The organism is Bradyrhizobium sp. HKCCYLS2038 (assembly GCF_051167655.1).
GTDB lineage: Bacteria > Pseudomonadota > Alphaproteobacteria > Rhizobiales > Xanthobacteraceae > Bradyrhizobium.
Genome location: NZ_JBNPTM010000001.1, coordinates 1,018,429 through 1,033,224, shown reverse-complemented (window position 1 = coordinate 1,033,224; position 14,796 = coordinate 1,018,429). Strand labels below are relative to the sequence as shown.

At 67.6% G+C, this 14,796-nt stretch carries 10 protein-coding genes and 1 pseudogene; 6 read left to right on the top strand and 5 right to left on the bottom strand.

Annotated features, from left to right (window positions below):
- Positions 1–60: 60 nt before the first annotated feature.
- Together ACQR1I_RS04570 and ACQR1I_RS04565 are read right to left on the bottom strand one after the other, a co-directional pair.
- Complete coding sequence (locus ACQR1I_RS04570; protein ID WP_434867807.1) at positions 61–990, bottom strand: CobW family GTP-binding protein; 930 nt, start codon at positions 988–990, stop codon at positions 61–63.
- Positions 987–2,480, bottom strand: coding sequence for an amidohydrolase family protein (locus tag ACQR1I_RS04565; protein ID WP_434867808.1), 1,494 nt, complete (start codon positions 2,478–2,480; stop codon positions 987–989). Before ACQR1I_RS04565 ends, ACQR1I_RS04570 begins: the two co-directional genes overlap by 4 nt.
- Before the next feature lie 217 nt (positions 2,481–2,697).
- Here ACQR1I_RS04565 and ggt point away from each other — a divergent pair, with 217 nt between their 5' ends.
- Positions 2,698–4,374, top strand: a complete 1,677-nt coding sequence (ggt, locus tag ACQR1I_RS04560; protein WP_434867809.1) for a gamma-glutamyltransferase — start codon at positions 2,698–2,700, stop codon at positions 4,372–4,374.
- Positions 4,375–4,612: 238 nt separating this feature from the next.
- On the opposite strand, the pseudogene ACQR1I_RS04555 reads toward ggt, so the two are convergent.
- The 3 genes and pseudogenes from ACQR1I_RS04555 to ACQR1I_RS04545 form a co-directional block, all read right to left on the bottom strand.
- Positions 4,613–6,158, bottom strand: a pseudogene (locus ACQR1I_RS04555) (GMC family oxidoreductase).
- A gap of 85 nt (positions 6,159–6,243) precedes the next feature.
- Positions 6,244–7,578 (bottom strand): acyclic terpene utilization AtuA family protein, encoded by a 1,335-nt coding sequence (locus ACQR1I_RS04550; protein ID WP_434867810.1) that lies wholly within the window; start codon positions 7,576–7,578, stop codon positions 6,244–6,246.
- A 457-nt stretch (positions 7,579–8,035) separates the two neighbouring features.
- Positions 8,036–8,869 (bottom strand): SDR family oxidoreductase, encoded by an 834-nt coding sequence (locus ACQR1I_RS04545; RefSeq protein WP_434867811.1) that lies wholly within the window; start codon positions 8,867–8,869, stop codon positions 8,036–8,038.
- A gap of 128 nt (positions 8,870–8,997) precedes the next feature.
- Between ACQR1I_RS04545 and xylB the strand changes: the two genes are divergently transcribed.
- The 5 genes from xylB to ACQR1I_RS04520 all read left to right on the top strand — a co-directional run bounded on the left by xylB (position 8,998) and on the right by ACQR1I_RS04520 (position 14,768).
- On the top strand, positions 8,998–10,458 hold the full coding sequence (gene xylB / locus ACQR1I_RS04540) for a xylulokinase (protein ID WP_434867812.1): 1,461 nt from the start codon (positions 8,998–9,000) through the stop codon (positions 10,456–10,458).
- Positions 10,459–10,594: 136 nt separating this feature from the next.
- Positions 10,595–12,118 carry a sugar ABC transporter ATP-binding protein gene (locus ACQR1I_RS04535; RefSeq protein WP_434867813.1) on the top strand — a complete coding sequence of 508 codons (1,524 nt, stop codon included), beginning with the start codon at positions 10,595–10,597 and terminating at the stop codon, positions 12,116–12,118.
- Positions 12,111–13,166, top strand: a complete 1,056-nt coding sequence (locus ACQR1I_RS04530; protein ID WP_434867814.1) for an ABC transporter permease subunit — start codon at positions 12,111–12,113, stop codon at positions 13,164–13,166. Before ACQR1I_RS04535 ends, ACQR1I_RS04530 begins: the two co-directional genes overlap by 8 nt.
- A gap of 99 nt (positions 13,167–13,265) precedes the next feature.
- A complete protein-coding gene (locus ACQR1I_RS04525; RefSeq protein ID WP_434867815.1) occupies positions 13,266–14,213 on the top strand; it encodes an ABC transporter substrate-binding protein in 948 nt (315 codons plus the stop codon).
- A gap of 216 nt (positions 14,214–14,429) precedes the next feature.
- Entirely contained in the window at positions 14,430–14,768 is a 339-nt protein-coding gene (locus ACQR1I_RS04520; protein WP_434867816.1) for a Rieske 2Fe-2S domain-containing protein, read from the top strand.
- The last annotated feature ends 28 nt before the right edge of the window (positions 14,769–14,796 follow it).

Sequence of the window (14,796 nt, the reverse complement as noted above, 5' to 3'; positions counted from 1 at the left end):
AGGTATTTCATAACTTCCACGCTCACCTGATCAATCACCCACCGCGCACGGTCGGCATGGTCACGGCGCTTCGATCGAGCGCAGCAACGCGTCGACCTCATCAGCATCGAGCTCTCCCTCGCGCCCGATCACGACGAGTTGCGCGGTCAGTCCATCGGCCGGCGGTAGCGGCGAAGGAGCAAGGGTGCCGCGCGTCGCAACCGATTGGAACACGACCGGCCGCCCTTGGTGGTCGGTGAACGTCAGGATGCCCTTGATGCGCAGGGTGCGCCGTGCGAGCTGGCCAATCACCTCTTGAAAGCGCGCCAGCGACAGCGGCGCCTGCGAGGTCCAGGTGAGAGTCGCGAATGGCTGCGACATGGCCGGGACCTGAGGCGGCAGCTCGCGTGCCGCGCCGATATCGCGGCTGAACAGCAGGTCGGGCGCGACGACCCCATGCGCCATCTCGAAGATCGCCGATGCCGGCTTGGTCCGACCGACGATCGCGCGGGCCCGGTCGAGAGCATCGCGATCGAGCAGATCCGCCTTGGTCAGCAGCACGAAGTCGGCGGCGCGCAGCTGCGATCGCCACAGCGCATCCTGCGCGATCTCAGGATCGTCGAGCAATCGCTGCGGATCGACCAGCGTCACCACCGTCTCCAGCGGCGCGACCTTGAAGATGACGGGATCCATCAGGTTGCGGATGATCTCGGCTGGATCCGAGATACCGGAGGTCTCGATCGCGATCGCGTCGGGCGCCGGGTCGCGCTTGATGACGGACGACAGCGTGCGCAGCAGATCGCCCTGCAGCGAGCAGCAGATGCAGCCGTTCTTCAGGCTGATGACCTCCTCGGTCACCGTGCCCAACAGCTGCGCGTCGATGTCGACGGCGCCGAAATCGTTGACGACCGCGGCGATGCGCCGGCCGCCGGGATTGGCCAGCAGATGATTGAGCAAGGTCGTCTTGCCGGCGCCGAGCGCGCCGGCGACCAGCAGGACGGGAACGATCATGACAGCACGGGCCGGCGCACTGCCCGCCCTGGCCTGGCGTCGCGGATCAGCTGTCCCTCGGCGATCACGGCATGGCCGTTGACGAGCAGATGCCGCACGCCTTCCGACGGCCGGTTCATGTTGAGGAAGTCGGCGCGGTCGCGCAGGCCGGCGAGATCGAGCACCGCGATGTCGGCGTCGCAGCCGGCCTGCAGCCGGCCCTTGCGCCGCATCGCCGGCGTCGACGGCTCCAGAATGCGGGCCGGGATCAGCGTGCACTTTGCAAGCCCCTCCATCAGCGGCACCGTCTTGCGCTCCAACACCCATTCGCGAAGGAATTTGGTGAAGGTCGCCGACGAGCGCGGATGCGACACCGCATCGTCCGGCAACGGCCACGCATCGCCGGTGTAGTCGGTGCCGTTGGACAGGATCCACGGCATCGCATCGGAAGCGATCGCGCCGCCCGGAAACAGCACGGAGACGTCGAGCAGATCGCGATGGCGCTGGTTGACGGCGACATCGAGGAAGTGGATCAGCACCAGCGCGCCGGGATCGTCCTGCTGCCGCGCGAGCAGCTCGTCGCGGCTGCCGAGCCGGTGCCGCTCCGCCACCATCTCGATCGCGTCATAGCCGGTGCCCATGCGCTGGCAGAAGGCCGGATCGGCGAAGAAGCCGGCGCCGACCACCGTCGAGCCGGTGCCATAGGGATAGGCCTCCGTCGTGACCTTGAGGCCTTGCGCCTGCGCGGTCTGCACCAGCTCGGCGCAGCGCTCGACATCCTGCAGGCTGGTGCTGTTGAAGTGACAGATGTGCATGTGCGCGCCGGTCGAGCCGGCGAGCCCGATCAGCCGCGTATAGGCGTCGACCGAGCTGCGCGGATCGATGTTCGACATGTAGGCGATGTGCGTATAGGTCGGCGCATTGTGCCGGGCGGCGAGGCGGCACAGCTCCGACAGCTCCTTCATGCCGGTGCCGGGCGCGTAGGCGTTCGGGAAGGCAATGCCGAGGCCGCCCTGCTCCAGGCCTTGCCGCGTCCGCTCGACGATCTCGGCGGTCTCCGCCGCGGTCGCGACCTCCTCGACCCAGCGCTTGTCGCGCGTCGCCTCGCCCATGCCGGCGATGGTGGAGGCGGTCTGCTGCGTCGTCATCGTCGCGATGCGCGCGAACACCCAGCCCGATGCTGCGCCGTAGTTGAGCGTGCGGCCGATCGCCTCCTGCTCATCATACCAGCGCGCCACCGGCATCACGCCGATCTCGAGCTCCAAGGTCGTGGTGACGCCGTCGAACGCCTGCATGCGGTCGGCCGGCAGCGACTGGCCGTGCGCGTGCAGATCGATGAAGCCCGGCACGACCGCGAGCCCGGCCGCATCGATCATCCGGTCCGCGCTGCCTGCGACGTCGCCGACGGCGACGATCGCGCCATCCTTGACGGCGACGTCGGCGCTGGCGTCGCGTTGTGTCTCCGGGTCGAGCACGCGGCCGCCGCGAATGATCAGGTCGTAGTGGGTCATGCCGTCAACACGCTCGCAAAATTGAACTGATGGCAGGCCTAACACAGATGATCGTCGATGAGAACGAGGCGACGAGGAGCGACGCCCTCCGTCCAACGCATGGCGCGCACTTGTCAGTACGCTGCAACCGCAATCCTCTTTCCTCGACGCCGGGGATCGGTCAGGATCAGAGTCCTCGCGCGGCGACTGCCGCGCCATGGTACAGTGGAGATCCTGCATGACGTCGACGGGCTCGCGGCGCTTCGCCGAGTTCAGTTGCGAGAAGCGGCCGGCAACCGGCTCCCGCGGCATGGTGGTGACCAACCATCCGCTCGCATCGAGCGCGGGCGCCGAGATGCTGATGCGCGACGGCAACGCCATCGATGCTGCCGTCGCGGCCTTGTTCGCACTCACCGTGGTCGAGCCCATGATGGTCGGCATCCTCGGCGGCGGGCTGTCGCACATCCACCTCGCCGACGGCCGCCACGTCGTGCTCGACGGACTGAGCACGGCGCCGCGACGGGCCACGCCGGGCATGTACGATCCGGTGTCCGACGAGATCGCGCTGGCGCGCGAGACGCGTGGCCGCCGCAACGCCGTCGGCGCGCTCGCCGTCGCGGTGCCGGGCGCGCTGAAAGGCTGGTGCGAGGCGCTGGCGCGCTACGGCAAGCTGCCGCTGGCCGAGGTGATGGCGCCGGCGATCCGGCTGGCCGAGCATGGCTTCGTCGCGAGCCCCTATCTCAACGACTGCGCCCGCCTGGTCGCCGGCGACCTCGCGCGTGATCCGCATCTCGCGGCGCTGTTCCTGCCTGGCGGCGAGCCGGTGCAGCCGGGCGCGCGCGTGGTCCAGAGCGACTACGCGGCGACGCTGCGGTTGATCGCCGAGCGCGGCCCCGGCGCCCTCTATGGCGGACCGCTGGGCGACGCGCTGGCCGCCTACATGGCCGACCACGGCGGCCTGATCGACACCGCCGATCTCGGCGCCTACGACATCATCGCGCGCGCACCGATCCGCGGAACCTACCGCGGCTATGAGATCGTCGGCCCGCCGCCGCCCTCCTCCGGCGGCGTGCACATCGTGCAAATGCTGAACATCCTCGAAGGCTTCGACATCGGCGCGCTCGGCTTCGGCTCGGCCGATGGCGCCCATCTGCTGGCGGAAGCCTTGAAGATCGCGTTTGCCGACCGCGCGGTCGCGACCGCAGACCCTGCCTTCGTCGACGTGCCGGTCGAGCGGCTGACGTCGAAAGCTTATGCCGACCAGCGCCGCGCACAGATCGACATGGGACGCGCGCAGGGTTTCGGTCCGGGCCTGTCGGCGACCGAGTCCGCCAACACCACGCATGTCACCGTGGCCGATGCCGACGGCAATGTCGTCGCTTCAACCCAGACCATCAACGGCCTGTTCGGCGCCTGCGTGCAGATCCCGGGCACCGGCATGACCGCCAACAACTACATGTACAATTTCGACCCGCATCCCGGCCGGGCGCTGTCGATCCAGCCCGGCAAGCGCGTCTTCACCTCGATGGCGCCAATGATGGCGCTGCGTGACGGCCGGCTGCGCTACGCGCTCGGCCTCCCCGGCGGCTTGCGCATCTTTCCGTCCGCCTTCCAGGCGCTGGTCAACCTGATCGACCACGGCATGTCGCTGCAGGAAGCGGTCGAAGCACCGCGGCTGTGGACGCAAGGCGGCGTGCTCGAGCTCGAGCCGGTCTTTCCCAATGATGTCGCGCAGCAGCTCGCCGCGCGCGGCCACGAGATCAAGCGCGAGCCGGTGGTGGCGGGCGGCATGAATGCGATTGCCTTCGGCGACGATGGCACGATGACCGGCGCGGCGTGCTGGCGTGCCGACGGCACGCCGATCGCGATCTCCGGCGGCCGCGCCCGCGCCGGCCTGCGCTTCACGATCGGCTGAGGCGCGCGGCCAGGGCTGATCTCGCCCTCTCCATGAACACGCCTCTTGGCGTGTTCATGGTCCGGTGTGCAGTGCCACCCTCGGCTTTTGATCCTCATGGTGAGAAGCGCCGAAGGCGCGTCTCGAACCAAGAGGCCAGAGCTGGGGCCTCGCCCTTCGAGACGCCCGCCTGCGGCGGGCTCCTCAGGGTGAGGGTGGACATCGTGTCCCTACGGGCTGCGGCGCCCGTTCATCCGAGCTATGGCCGCTGCCGCATCTTCCGCGCGATCGCCTCGCCGATCACGACGGTGGTGAAATGCGTGTTGGCGCGGCAGTCGGACGGCATGATCGAGGCGTCGGCGACGCGAAGTCCGACGATCCCCTTTACGGCACCATTCGGGTCGACCACGCCGTCGGCATCGCCGACCCCGCTCATGCGGCAGCTTCCCGCGGCGTGCTGGATGTCGCCGGTCACCAGGCGCAGGAGAGCATCGAGCTCCACATCGGGCAGCGCGGCTGCCTGTGGCAGCGTGTACTCGGTATCGCCGAGCCGGATCCAGTCGGCGATCTCCTGCAGCGCCGGCTGTACCGTGATCACCGCGAGCCTTCGCACCGCGTCGCGCATTCGCGCGATGTCGCGCGGATCGGCGAGCATGTTCTCCTCGACGATCGGGTCCACCGTCGGGTCGGTCGACGCGAGCGTCAGCGTGCCGCGCGAGAACGCGTTGAACAGGCCGGCGCCGATCGCGCCGGGCACGCCGATGGCCCGATGGTTGAAGGCGATCAGGATCATGTCCCGCTTGCCGCCATCGGCGAGCCCCGACGAATAGGTCACGCAGCAATTGGTGTGGCGCGTATCGCGGTCCGTCGGACGCAGACCCTCGCGCAACTGAATCGTGGTGCGAAACAGCGGATGATCGAAGAAGTGCCGCCCCACCGGCAGATCACGCACCGTCGCGACACCCATCGCCTGCAGGTCCGCGCCTGGCCCGATGCCGGAGCGCAGCAGGATCGCCGGGCTGTGGATCGCGCCCGCGCACAGCACGATCTCGCGCGCGGCGATCTCGTGGACGCCCTGCCCTTCGATGTGGACGCGCACGCCGGTGGCGCGGCGGTCGCTGATCAGGACACGATCGACCAGCGCGCGTCCGCGGATTTCGAGATTGGCGCGGCCGCGCGCCGGCTCGAGGTAAGCCTCGTTGGTCGAGATGCGGCGCCCGTTGCGGCTGTTGATCGGATAGCAGGCGACGCCTTCGCCGTCAGGCCCGTTGAGATCGTTGCACCAGACATAGCCGCTGGCCAGCGCCGCATCACGCAAGCCGCAGTCGATCGGCCCCCTCCGGTGGCGCACGATACACCGGCAGCGGCCCGCCGCACCCATGCCCATCGGTGTCGCCGAAACTGAGATCATCCTCGATCAGCGAGAACAGCGGCATGACATCGCGCGCCGACCATCCCGTGCAACCATTGGCCGCCCATTCGTCGAACGCCTCGGCGACTCCGCGGATCGCGATCTGCCCGTTCATCATCGAGCTGCCGCCGAGACCCTTGCCGCGCCAGTAGAAGCGCATCGGCTGTCCGGCGACACGCCGTGACATCAGCTGCGGCCACTGCCATTTTTCCTGGAAGGCGCGATCATGAATGATGGGAATCGGATTGGGCGTCGCGATCTCCCACGGAACGTCGGCGGCGCGCCAATCGGCTCCGGCCTCGAGCAGCAGCACCCGGGTCTCCGGCCGCTCGGACAGACGTGCAGCAACGGCGGCCCCCGCCGATCCACCGCCGACCACAATGACGTCATACATCGACTGAATCCCCACCGCTCGCGCTCGCAGCAATCATGCGCAGCATCTTGCGGCATCCGCGACGATCCGTGAAGGCCTCGGAAATTCAGGCCTCCAGCATCGCAACGCAGGACTTCGCAGCGTCCTCGCGAACGAGGCATGAGGCCACGGCGATGACCTCGCGGGCCGATTTCCACGCGCCGCCGCCGCCGGCGGGGCCATTGGTGTAGAGCGTCTCGACCTCGTTGCCGATCCTGATCGCCTCGGCCATCGTCTCGGTGCGTCCTGCGACGCGAACACGCACTTCGTACGGCTCGCCGCCCTCGGCACGCGCATCGCCATGCAGCGCGTTGAGCCCGATCAGATCGCAGCGGAGCTCGCTCACCGCCACGCCGGTCAGCGCAAGCCGCTCGCGCACGATGTCGAGCGCGAGGCGGCCGCGCGCGACGGCACCTGGGCCCGCATAGGAGATCTGGCCTTCGCCAACATAAGAATCGAGATAGCCGACCGAGGTCTTCAACAGGCCGGTCTTCGGCTTGCCGCGACCGCCGACGACCCTGACGCGATCGGGGCCAAGCTCGTCGATATGGACGTGTGAAAAATCCGCCACCACATCGGGCTGAAAATATTGCGTGGGGTCGTGGATCTCGTAGAGCAGCTGCTCCTTCACCGTAGCCGGCGTGACGCAGCCGCCGGAGCCTGAAACCTTGGTGACGATGAGTTCGCCATCCTCGCGCACGACGCCAATCGGAAAGCCCAGCCGCGCGAGACCGGCAACGTCCTTCAATCCAGGATCGGCGAAATAGCCGCCGGTGATCTGACCGGCGCATTCGAGCAGGTGGCCGACCACGGTGCCCTGCCCGAGCCGGTCCCAATCGTCCATCGCCCAGCCGAATTCATGAACCAGCGGCCCGAGGAACAGCGCCGGATCGGCGGCGCGCCCGGTGATCACGACATCGGCGCCGGCGGCGAGCGCGTCGGCGATCGCGCGGGCGCCGACATAGGCGTTGGCCGACACGATGCGATTGCCAAGACCGGTCACGCGGTCGCCGGTGTCGAGTACAACGTCGGCTGTCTTCAGATGGTCGAGCACATCATCACCGATCACCGCCGCGATCTTCAAGCCGGACAGGCCGATCTTGCGCGCGATCACGCGCGTTGCCTCTGCCGCGGCAGGCGGATTGGCCGCCCCCATGTTGGTGACAATGCGGACGTTGTTGGCACGGCAGATCGGCAGCACCGCTTCCATGCGTGCCGCCAGCAACGGATCATAGCCGGACTGCGGGTCCTTCAAGCGCGCCTGCTGCGCCAGCGCGATGGTGCGCTCGGCGAGGCATTCGAACACCAGATAGTTCAGTCCGCCATGCGCGGCGAGCTCGACCGCTGGCTCGATGCGGTCACCGGAATAGCCCGCGCCGGCGCCGATCCTGATGCTCCGCATCGCGGCTCCTCCCCTGCATGCGACGTTTGCGCCGAGGATAGCCAGTCGAGCCGCAACTTGCCAACCAGGAGCTATCGCATTTGGTCATCGAAGTGATGCGTTCGTCCGGCTCCACATCGTCATGGCTGCCCGCCGCGACGTCGGTGCGCTCCCTCTCCCCGTTCTTCACGGGGAGAGGGTCGGGGTGAGGGGCAGCCGCACGGGCGGTGCAGCTGCTGGGCTGCAAGCCTAATAATTCTCAGCTCCGCAAAGTTGCTGCGCTCATGCTGCGTCGTGCCCGTTCGATGGTCCGCGACCGCGGCGCCGTATGTGCCATGCCCCTCACCCGGATTGCTGCGCAATCCGACCTCTCCCCGCAAAGAGCGGGGAGAGGTTGCAGCGCGCGAGCCGAGAGGGATTGCCTCGACGAACTGAGATTCCGATTTACTAGACCGCTGTCCTCTCCAGCCCCAGAGCGCTAGCTCGCCCAGCTGTCGCGGAATTCGCCGAACAGCGTGATGCCGCCACATGCATAGATCGTCTGTCCGGTGATGTAGCTCGCCTCTGACGAGGCGAGGAAGGCAAACACGCCGGCGATCTCTTCGGACGACGCGACACGGCCCATCGGGATGTGCGATTCGACGACCGCGCGCTTGTCCGGATCGCCGGTCCAGGCTGCGTTGATCGGCGTATCGACCGCGCCGGGACCGACGGAATTGACGCGAATGCCGCGTCCGGCAAACTCCAGCGCGAGCGTCCGGGTGAGACCGGCCATCGCGCTCTTGCTGATCGAGTACGCGAGATAGCCGGGCTTCGGAATGATCTGGTGCACGCTCGACGTATTGATGATGTTGCCGCTGCCTCGGGTGACGAAATGTTCGAGCGCGTGGCGCGCGCACAGCACGGCGCCGTTGAGATTGACCTCGAGGATCTTGCGATAGGTCTCGACGTCGAGCGCTTCGCTCGGCGATTCCCGCTGGAAGCCAGCATTGTTGACGAGACAGTCGATCCGCGGCCAGCGCTTCAGCAACGTGTCGAACATGCCTGCGATATCGGACTCGACGCCGATATCGGCCCTGACGGCGACATGATCGCGCGGACCGTGGCCATGCGCTGAGGATGCGGCCTGCACCAATTCCAAGGTCTCGTCGCCCGATGCTGACGGCCCGCCGAAATTGACCGCGACATGCGCGCCCTCCTCGGCGAAACGCACCGCAATCGCGCGGCCGATCCCTTGCGCCGCGCCGGTCACGAGCGCGTAGTGTCCCGCAAGACGCGGCGAACGTCGGGCGGACGGGTCGGATGGCTGCATGTCTCAACTCCTCGTAATGATCTCGCCACAGCGCCCCCCGGCATAGCCCGCCTCGCATGGCAAAGCCACCGGGAGTCTGGTATCGCTCGATGCCTTATCCCTCGTTGCGCAGGCAAGCGTGAGGCGCCATGTATCTCGGCATCGATCTCGGCACCTCGGCAGTCAAGACCGTTCTCGTCGACGCTGCGCAGCGCGTGATCGCGAGCCGGAGCCGGGCGCTGTCGATCGACGTGCCACGCCCCGGCTGGGCCGAGCAGGATCCCGCCGCATGGATCGCGGCCGTGTTCGCGACGCTCGATGCGCTGAAGACCGATCATGCCGCGGAGATGGCGGAGGTCGAAGGCATCGGCCTGTCCGGCCAGATGCACGGACCGGTGCTGCTCAACGCCAGCATGACGCCGCTCCGGCCATGCATCCTCTGGAACGACGGCCGATCCGCCGCCGAATGCAAGGTCCTGGAACAGCGCTGGCCGGCGTTGCGCGCGACCACCGGCAACAAGGCAATGCCCGGCTTCGCAGCGCCCAAGCTGCTGTGGATTGCCGATCACGAGCCGGAGATTTTTGCGGCGACGCGCCTCGTCTTGCTGACGAAGGCCTATGTCAGGCTCGTGCTGTCGGGTGAGGCGATCGAGGACGTGTCCGACGCGTCCGGCTCGCTGTGGCTCGATGTCACCAGGCGCGACTGGTCCGACGAAGCGCTCGCCGCCACCGGTCTGACACGCGCGCAGATGCCGCGGCTCGTCGAGGGCTGTATGCCGGCGGGCCGGCTTCGAAGCGAACTCGCCGCGCGCTTTGGCCTGTCGAAGCGGCCGGTCATCGCGGGCGGCGCCGGCGACAATCCGGCCGGCGCGATCGGCATCGGCGCGATCCAGCCCGGCGCGACTTTCATCACGCTGGGCACGTCGGGCGCGGTCATCACGCCGGTCGAGGCCGTCACCGCCAATCCCGACCGCATCGTTCACACCTTCTGCCATGCGATCCCGGCGATGTGGCTGCAGGCCGGCGCGATGTTGTCGGCGGGCTCCTGCCTCGCCTGGATCTCGCGCCTGCTTGGCGCCTCCGAGGCCGAGCTGCTGGCGCCACTGGGCGCGCAGCCCGCAGCGCCCTCGCCGGTCAGCTTCCTGCCCTATCTCGCCGGCGAACGGACGCCGCATGACGATCCCGATGTCCGCGGCCTGCTCGACGGTCTGAGCCACGCCACCGACCGCAGCGCCATCGTGCAGGCCGTGCTCGAAGGCGTCGCCTTCGCGCTCGCAGATTGCCGCGATGCGCTGACGGATACGGGACTGGTGATCGCCGAAGCGGATGCGATCGGCGGCGGCTCGCGCTCGGACCTCTGGCTCGCGATCCTGGCCAGCGTGCTCAATATTCCGATCCATCGCCTCGCCGATGGCGAGACCGGCGCGGCCTTCGGCGCAGCCCGGCTGGCGCGCCTCGCGGTCACGGGTGAAGCGATTGCGACCGTCTGCACGCCGCCGGCCCGCATGCGCACGTTTGCGCCGGCCCCCGGCCTGGCGGCCGATTATGCCGAGCGACTGCTGCGCTGGCGCGGGCTCTACCGCCCGCGCAGCGAAACGGGCGGTGCATAGCAAGGGCTCTCGCGAGGACGTGCTGTCCTGGTTTCTCTTTCATATTGTATTCGGCAGCAGCCTCTAGTTTAATGGCTTCCCCGCGCCAGACTTCAACGAGCCGCGGGAAGTAATACGGCGTGCAATGGGAGGCACGATGAGCGGTCCGATCCTCGAGATGCGCGGGGTGTCGAAGTCCTTCTTCGGCATCAAGGCCCTGCAGAAGGTCGACCTCACCGTCTATGCCGGCGAAGTCCATGCGCTGATGGGTGAAAACGGCGCCGGCAAATCCACCTTGATGAAGATCCTGTCCGGCGCCTATCGGTTCGATCCCGGCGGCGAGATCCGCATCGAGGGCAAGGTGGCGCGCATCGAAGGACCGATGGGTGGTCGAAACGCCGGCATTTCCATCATCTACCAGGAGTTGTCGCTGGCCCCGAACCTGACGGTCGCCGAAAACATCTATCTCGGGCGTGAGCTGTCGCAATCCGGCCTGCTGGCGCGCGGTACGATGCGCGAGGGTGTCGGACCGATCCTGGACCGGCTCGGCGCCGACTTCACACCATCGACCCTGGTCGCCGAGCTGTCGATGGGGCAGCGCCAGCTCGTCGAGATCGCCCGCGCGCTGCATGCGCGCTCCAAGATCCTGATCATGGACGAACCGACGACGTCGCTGTCGGCCGGCGAGAGCGAGAAGCTGTTCGCATTGATACGCCAGCTCCGCAGCGAAGGGCTCGCCATCATCTACATCTCGCATCGCATGGACGAGGTCTACGCGCTCGGCGACCGCGTCACCGTGCTGCGCGACGGCCGGCTGGTCGGCTCGCTCGACAAGCCGGAGATCCGCGCCGACAGCATCGTCCGCATGATGGTCGGCCGCGATGTCTCGTCGTTCTACAAGAAGGACCACGATCCGCATGCCAAGCGCGATCGCGCGGTGCTGTCAGCCGTCGACCTCGGCGACGGCCATCGCGTCAGGAACTGCTCGCTCACGGTTCATGCCGGCGAGGTGGTTGGTCTTGCCGGGCTGATCGGCGCCGGGCGGACCGAGCTCGCCCATCTCATCATCGGGGCTGCGCAGAAGACGACCGGACATATCGAGCTCGACGGCGAGCGGATCGAGATCGGCACCCCGCGCGATGCGCTCGATGCCGGCATCGCCTATCTGACCGAGGACCGCAAAGCGCTCGGGCTGTTCCTCGACATGTCCTGCGCCGACAACATCAACCTCGCTGTGATCGGCCGCGATGCGCGGCTCGGCGGCCTTCTCGATCGCGACAAGGCGCGCAGCCGCGCCGACGACGCGTTCAGCGCGCTCGGCATCCGCGCGCCCAATCCGGGCGTCACCGTCGGCGGCCTGTCGGGCGGCAATCAGCAGAAGGTGCTGCTGTCGCGCCTGCTCGCGACCGCGCCGAAGGTGCTGATCCTCGACGAGCCCACGCGCGGCGTCGACGTCGGCGCCAAGTCCGAGATCTATTCGATCATCGACAATCTCGCCAAGTCGGGCACCGCGATCCTGGTGATCTCGTCCGACCTGCCGGAGATCCTCGGCATCTGCGACCGCGTGCTGGTGATGCGCTCCGGCCATCTCGCCGGCGAGTTGCAGCAGAACGCGACATCACCCATCAGCCAGGAAGACATCATGGCGCTGGCCACAGGGACGGAGCACGTCGATGCCTGACAACAGCCCAGCTCAAGCCCAGCCCGCGGCAGCGCAATCCAAGGCAACGCCGGGCCTGCCGGCCGCATCCGACAACAAGCAGCAGCGGCTGCGGCTCGTCGTTCGCGCCGCCGGCATGCTGCCGGTGCTGCTGATCCTGTGCATCGGCTTCCACATGCTGTCGGAAGGCCGCTTCTTCACCGGACAGAATCTGGGAATCGTGCTGCAGCAGGCTGCGGTCAACACCGTGCTCGCGGCCGGCATGACCTTCGTCATCCTGACCGGCGGCATCGATCTCTCGGTGGGCTCGATCCTCGCCGCTGCGGCGATGGCCGGGCTCACGCTGTCGAAGATGCCGGATCTCGGCGCGTTGTGGCTGCCGGCCGCCGTGTTGACGGGACTCGCGTTCGGCGTGGTCAACGGAGCTCTGATCGCGCTGCTCCGATTGCCTCCGTTCATCGTGACGCTGGGCTCGCTCACCGCCGTGCGTGGTCTCGCCCGCCTGATGGGCAGCGACACCACCGTGTTCAATCCGTCGATCCCCTACGCGTTCATCGGCAACGCCTCGCTGACGATCATTCCCGGTGTCGTTTCGATCCCCTGGCTGTCGGTGATCGCCCTGCTGGTCATCCTCGGCTCGTGGGTGATCCTGCGCCGTACCGTGCTCGGCGTGCACATCTATGCCGTCGGCGGCAACGAGAGCGCGGCGCGCCTCGCCGGCATCAAGGTCTGGGCCGTTCTGCTGTTCGTCTATGGCATGTCCGGCCTGCTCGCCGGCCTCGGCGGCGGCATGCAGGCGGCGCGGCTGTACGCCGCCAACGGCCTGCAGCTCGGCCAGTCCTACGAGCTCGATGCCATCACCGCGGTCATCCTTGGCGGCACCTCCTTCGTCGGCGGCATCGGCTCGATCTGGGGCACGCTGGTGGGCGCGCTCATCATCGCGGTGTTATCGAACGGGCTCATATTGGTCGGCGTGTCCGACATCTGGCAATACGTCATCAAGGGGCTCGTGATCATCGGCGCCGTCGCGCTCGACCGCTACCGGCTACAGGGATCGGCCCGCACCTGAGACATCGGCGAGCGCCGCTCGCGCTCGCCACAATGAATTCTTCCACGGTGACTGGTCCGCCGTGCGTAGACGAACAAGGAAGGACCAGGGAGGAAACCAATGTTGAAGTCGATGTTGTTTGCCGGAGCCGCGCTGGCGCTCGTCATGAGCTCCGCGCCATCCTCGGCCAAGGAGCTTAAATCGATCGGCGTGTCGCTGGGCTCGCTCGGCAACCCGTTCTTCGTCGCTCTCTCCAAGGGCGCGGAGTTCGAGGCCAAGAAGACCAACCCGAACGTCAAGATCACCACGGTCGGCTTCGAATACGACCTCGGCAAGCAGGTCACCCAGATCGACAACTTCATCGCTGCCGGCGTTGACATGATCCTGCTCAACCCCGGCGATCCCAAGGCGATCGGTCCGGCGATCAAGAAGGCGCAGGCCGCAGGCATCCTCGTCGTTGCGGTCGACACCGCGGCCGAAGGCGCCGACGCCACCGTGACGACCAACAACGTCCAGGCCGGCGAGATCTCGTGCCAGTACATCGTCGACAAGCTCGGCGGCAAAGGCGACGTGATCATCGAGAACGGCCCGCAGGTGTCGGCCGTGATCGACCGCGTCAACGGCTGCAAGACCGTGTTCGGCAAGGCATCGGGCATCAAGGTGCTGTCGAGCGACCAGGACGGCAAGGGCTCGCGCGAGGGCGGCCTGACGGTGACGCAGGGCTATCTGACGCGCTACACCAAGATCGACGCGATCTTCGCCATCAACGATCCGCAGGCGATCGGCAGCGATCTCGCCGCCCGCCAGCAGGGGCGCACCGGCATTGTCATCACCGCGGTCGACGGCGCGCCCGACATCGAAGCGGCGCTGAAGGATCCGGCCGCCCAGCAGATCCAGGCCTCGGCCTCGCAGGACCCGTTCTTCATGGCCCGCCGCGCCGTGCAGATCGGCGTCGGCCTCCTGAACGGCCAGAAGCCGGCCTCGACCGTCGAGCTCCTGCCGTCCAAGCTGATCACCCGCGACAACGTCGGCGAATACAAGGGCTGGACCTCGGAGCGGAAGGAGTAGGCGCTCCGCATCGCCCAGATCGACCGTGCAAGTCAGCAGCGCCGCCCTCTCGGGCGGCGTTTCGCTGTCTGGTTCGGGCGGGAGGCGTTGCTGTTCGATCGCCGCTTCCTGTCGTGTTTACGACAACGCGCTCCGCGATGACCCGTTTGAGCGCCTTTCCCGCTGGTCCGGAACTTGCGTAAGCGCGTCCGAACGGTCCAATCAGCGGGTGATCCGGTGGCTTTCACTGCAGTCTGTCCGACAAGCGCCATGACCGAGGGAGGCATGGGCTTGTATCAGGTTGGCAAGAAGAGCGTGCTGCTGCTATGGCCCGCCGGCGGCGAACTGAAGGCCTATCGCGGCCGCTGTCCGCATGCCGACGTGCCCCTGACCGAGGCGACGTTCGACGGCAAGACCATCACCTGCCCGCACCATCAATGGGGCTTCGACGGCGTGAACGGCAAGTGCGTGACCCATCTCGTCCGCAACGCGCTGCACGCCTACCCGCTGCAGGTCGAAGGCAGCGAGATCCAGGTGGACGTCGGCCCGGTGAAGCCGGCGCGCGCCGCCACCTGATCGGGGCGAACTCGCCGCGGCCGCGCGA